At 45.3% G+C, this 4,090-nt stretch carries 3 protein-coding genes and 2 pseudogenes; 4 read left to right on the top strand and 1 reads right to left on the bottom strand.

The features are described 5' to 3' along the window. The coding region (locus tag LUQ50_RS04085) for an amidohydrolase (protein WP_300036576.1) at positions 1–1,431 on the bottom strand (1,431 nt) is incomplete at its 3' end. Between the two features lie 561 nt (positions 1,432–1,992). Between LUQ50_RS04085 and LUQ50_RS04080 the strand changes: the two genes are divergently transcribed. The 4 genes and pseudogenes from LUQ50_RS04080 to LUQ50_RS04065 form a co-directional block, all read left to right on the top strand. Next, positions 1,993–2,706 (top strand): cyclase family protein, encoded by a 714-nt coding sequence (locus LUQ50_RS04080; protein WP_300036573.1) that lies wholly within the window; start codon positions 1,993–1,995, stop codon positions 2,704–2,706. Continuing rightward, positions 2,675–3,142 (top strand): hypothetical protein, encoded by a 468-nt coding sequence (locus LUQ50_RS04075; protein ID WP_300036570.1) that lies wholly within the window; start codon positions 2,675–2,677, stop codon positions 3,140–3,142. The genes LUQ50_RS04080 and LUQ50_RS04075 overlap by 32 nt, the downstream gene beginning before the upstream one ends. 15 nt (positions 3,143–3,157) lie before the next feature. Then, positions 3,158–3,622: pseudogene (locus tag LUQ50_RS04070) on the top strand (transglutaminase-like domain-containing protein); the annotation flags it as partial. Positions 3,623–3,899: 277 nt separating this feature from the next. Next, positions 3,900–4,090: pseudogene (locus tag LUQ50_RS04065) on the top strand (TATA-box-binding protein); the annotation flags it as partial.

Genomic DNA, 4,090 nt, shown 5'->3' with positions numbered 1-4,090 from the left:
TACATTTGCATAATTCCGATCCTGATAGAACCATACCGGTTGTAATGCAGCGATGACCTTGAGAGAAGAAAGTCTCGGGATGTCTGACTGGTTTATCAACTGGATATGCGAGATCTTATGTCGTGAATCACGGACACCATTCGTTGTTTTTGCTTTTTCATAGGCATCAAGGCAGATCCTGACTGCAGCATCACCGATTGCATGAATATCTATCTGGAACCCCTCCTTATCAAGGGCCAGAATGATCTCATTGAAGTCTGTTATGTTCCAGTTCATGGTCCCATTTACCGTGGGTTGATCGGCATAGGGTTTTAGCAGATATCCGGTGTGTGCTTCAATAACTCCATCGAGGAATAACTTCGCGGTTTGCAATCTGAATAATCCGGAGTTATCAAGATATTCGGAGATAGATACAGGAGTGATATTGTACCCTCTGTAACCGGTAAGGGCCAGAGCCAGGTCATCGTTATACCATTTTGTTCCTCTGATCTGTTCAGATACCGGGGGCATCAGAATCTTTCCCATATTCATTGCCGGGATCTCGTATGTTCCAAAGTCAGGAACGACGAGCATCTCCCCAAAAACCCGGACTGGAAGTTTCCCCTCGTCTTCAAGCCGGGTATATGCTACAATCATCTCTGGTGTTACCAGTGCATCATCTGCAGTGGTGACACCGGATGCGGCTACTTCTGATAGCAGTACTCCTAGTTTTTCTTTGATCTGGTCCGGCGGGATAGGAGGCAGTGTACTTGCAACCAGGTTCGTTGCAGACATCTCCCTCAGTATTCCCGTAGGATTCCCCTGAACATCCCTCTCTATCATACCTCCTATCGGATCAGGTGTTGAGTTATCAATTTCAGCGATATCTAGTGCTTTTGTGTTCACCCAGGTTGAATGGCCATCAAATGATGTGAGGGTGACTGGTTTGTCCGGGATTATTGCATCTATTATCCCCTTATCAGGACCAGATCCATTGAAGAGGAAATAATTCCACCCAAACCCACGAATAACTTCTTCATCAGGGTGATTATTGGCATATGATCGAAGCTGGTCCTGAATGTCAGTCACCGAGGTACAAGACGAGATGTCCACCCCCGCCTTGAGTAGAGCAGCACCTCCCAGATGAATATGTGTGTCTATAAATCCAGGTAAAACCATTTTTCCACCAATATCATACACATTCGTGGCAGGTCCGATGTACTGCTGTGTTGCATCTGTGGAGTTGACAGAAAGAATCGTATCTCCTTTCAGAGCAATTGCCCCTTGTGCATTATTCTGCCAGTCTGTTCCGGGTTTAACCGAATAGACAGATCCATTCACTAGTATGGTGTCTGCATAGGTTTGTATCGCTGCTGGGACGGTATAGGGGAGTAAGAGTGCCAATACAAGTGATATAACAAGAAGAATCCGAGTTTTGGATGCCTGATACATACTTCATTATGCATGAGTCAATTATAAAAATCTGGCTTATTAACCTGGTGTCGTCAATCTGGATGGCTATTTACCAAACCAATATTACACCGGGATCCTGTAAATGAACCCCCCTACTTACAGATCCATGGAACATACGGTATACTCCGGACTGTGAAAGCCAGGTCAGGTGCTGCATCTCTGAAATCATGATCTACTCCTGATCATTCAACAAGAATACCCCAACTTCGGTGTTGTTCTCCTGTGCCTGAGTGAATAGGAGTTCGTTTCATTCATCGGATGTAATTCTCTATAGAGATGGAATTATAGTGGTTGTCTGGCCTTGATGCAAATAATGGGATAATCCGGAAGACCACTGCGTCCAAGTATCCCAAAGAGGTTGATCCATATCGGAATCCTTTTTTTCCTTGATATGAGATTTTAATTATGTTATCCTGGGTACGCGGAGTTCTCATCTTCAGTTTTTGCATCTGTTTTTTGATATGCGCCCCGATATTGGCAGATGTTCCTGCAGCGGAGAACCTCAGTCAGATCTGGAATCAAATTCAGGATTGTCGGTTTGTGGATCTTACGCACACCTTTGAACCAGGTATCCCTCACTGGAAAGGCGAACCTGACGAGAAGGTAGAAACCCTCTACTCGTATGATCCTGGAGACGGAACTCTTGGATCCGGTTTTTTTATGCAGTATTACGCTCTCGGGGGACAGTGGGGGACCCATGTTGATCCGCCTGCACACTTTGTCAAAGGTCTCCGCACGCTTGATCAGATCACGCTTAAGGAGATGATCCTTCCGTTTGTGGTCATTGATATTCATCAGAAGGTGGCTAATAATTCTGATTACACCGTCTCGATGGACGATATCAGTAGTTGGGAGAGCAGAAACGGTCTTATTCCTGAAGGCTCTTTTGTGGCATTAAGAACCGACTGGTCAAAACGCTGGCCTGATCAGGATGCAATGGAGAATGTAGATCTGAACGGAACTGCTCATTATCCCGGATGGAGTCAGGAGGTTCTTACCTATCTCTATAAAGAACGCAACATCACTGCATCAGGCCATGAAACAACTGATACCGATCCGGGCCTTGTGGTATCTCGCGATCAATACCCTCTGGAGACGTATATCCTGTCTAATAACAAATACCAGGTAGAACTGCTCTCCAATCTTGATCAAGTTCCGGAATCAGGTGCTCTCATCGTGGTTTCGTTTCCAAAGCCACGGAATGGATCCGGATTTCCTGCCCGTGTATTTGCAATATGCCCCGGCATATCATAACTTTTTTCAGGATAGATCCCCGGCTGCCAAGTCTCTCCCTGCTCATGCACAGGTACTCTCCGCTGACTTTACATTCACCGGGCATGTTTACTTTGAAATCCCCCTTGATGAGATAAACGATCCCTTCATCAACCTCACCGCAGATTATCAGTTTAATACGTCTGAACGGAGATTTGAGATTAACTCTGACTCCATCGAACCATATGATGCGACGATTGCTCTCTATCAGAAATACACTACTTCACAGCCCAATATTGAGATCACTCCTGAAATTAACACCCTGGCAAGATCGATCGTTGGTGACGAACAAAATCCATACCCCAGGGCCAGGATGATTTATGAGTATGTCATCAACACGTATCCATACAGCAATGTACCCCATAGCTACCTTGCTGCATCACAGATCCCGGAATCAACCTATATGCTTGAAACCTGATTTGGAGACTGTGGCACCCAGAGTATGCTCTTTTCTGCTCTCTGCAGTTCCATAGGCATTCCTGCACGGTCAGCCGGCGGATATCAACTCGTCCCGAGACTTGCAGGAACACATTTCTGGGCCGAATTTTATCTACCCGGGTATGGCTGGATTCCCGCCGATGTAACGATTGCAGAAAGTGCAGACTGGGCCTATAATAAGACTGATGAAGAGAGGGACCTGTTTAAGGATTATTACTTTGGAAGTCTGGATCCATACCGATATACCATTCAAAATGATGTGGATGTTCCCTTCACCCCTGATACTGGGGATGATAATATCTTAAAAATTGCCCACCAGAAACCGGCAACGGTCTGCACAGAAAGCAAAGAGAATGTAGAACTGTTGGGGTTGGGGTATTGGAATATTACGTTTTCAGGAAAAAATTATGAATCCCCTCTTTTTTTGACAATTCCCCCGACTGGTGTACCGGATTCCTGATCCAACTGAAGAATAAACTGCCTGAAGTAATGATCATCGATGGGCTGTACACTCCTCGTTCCGGCCGGAGACAGGGACACGAAGGATCATTGCAGAGGATAATAGCATCATACCTGACCTGAAGGGTAAGGGCTGATCCACTCTGTGGGTATGGTACTTTCTCCTGGTTTAACCTGGGTGCTTTTAATGCCCTATATAATCATTTTGATCAACATCACTCCCCGGATGAAAAAGTAACCGATAGCGACATGGTCTCACCATACAAATGATTAGGATCATGAGTGATGAAGAAAAATCCAGGTCACCTAAGATCGAAAATATAGTAGCTTCAGGATCTATTGCAGAGACGATTGATCTTGATGTAATCTCCTCAAAAATCGAGAACTGCGATCTCAATACCAAACGATTTCCCGGAGCGGTGTATCGGATAACTGATCCTAAAAGTGCGTTCCTCATATTTTCTTCAGG

Source organism: Methanospirillum sp. (assembly GCF_028679455.1).
GTDB lineage: Archaea > Halobacteriota > Methanomicrobia > Methanomicrobiales > Methanospirillaceae > Methanospirillum.
This window is presented reverse-complemented; position numbering and strand designations above follow the sequence as displayed.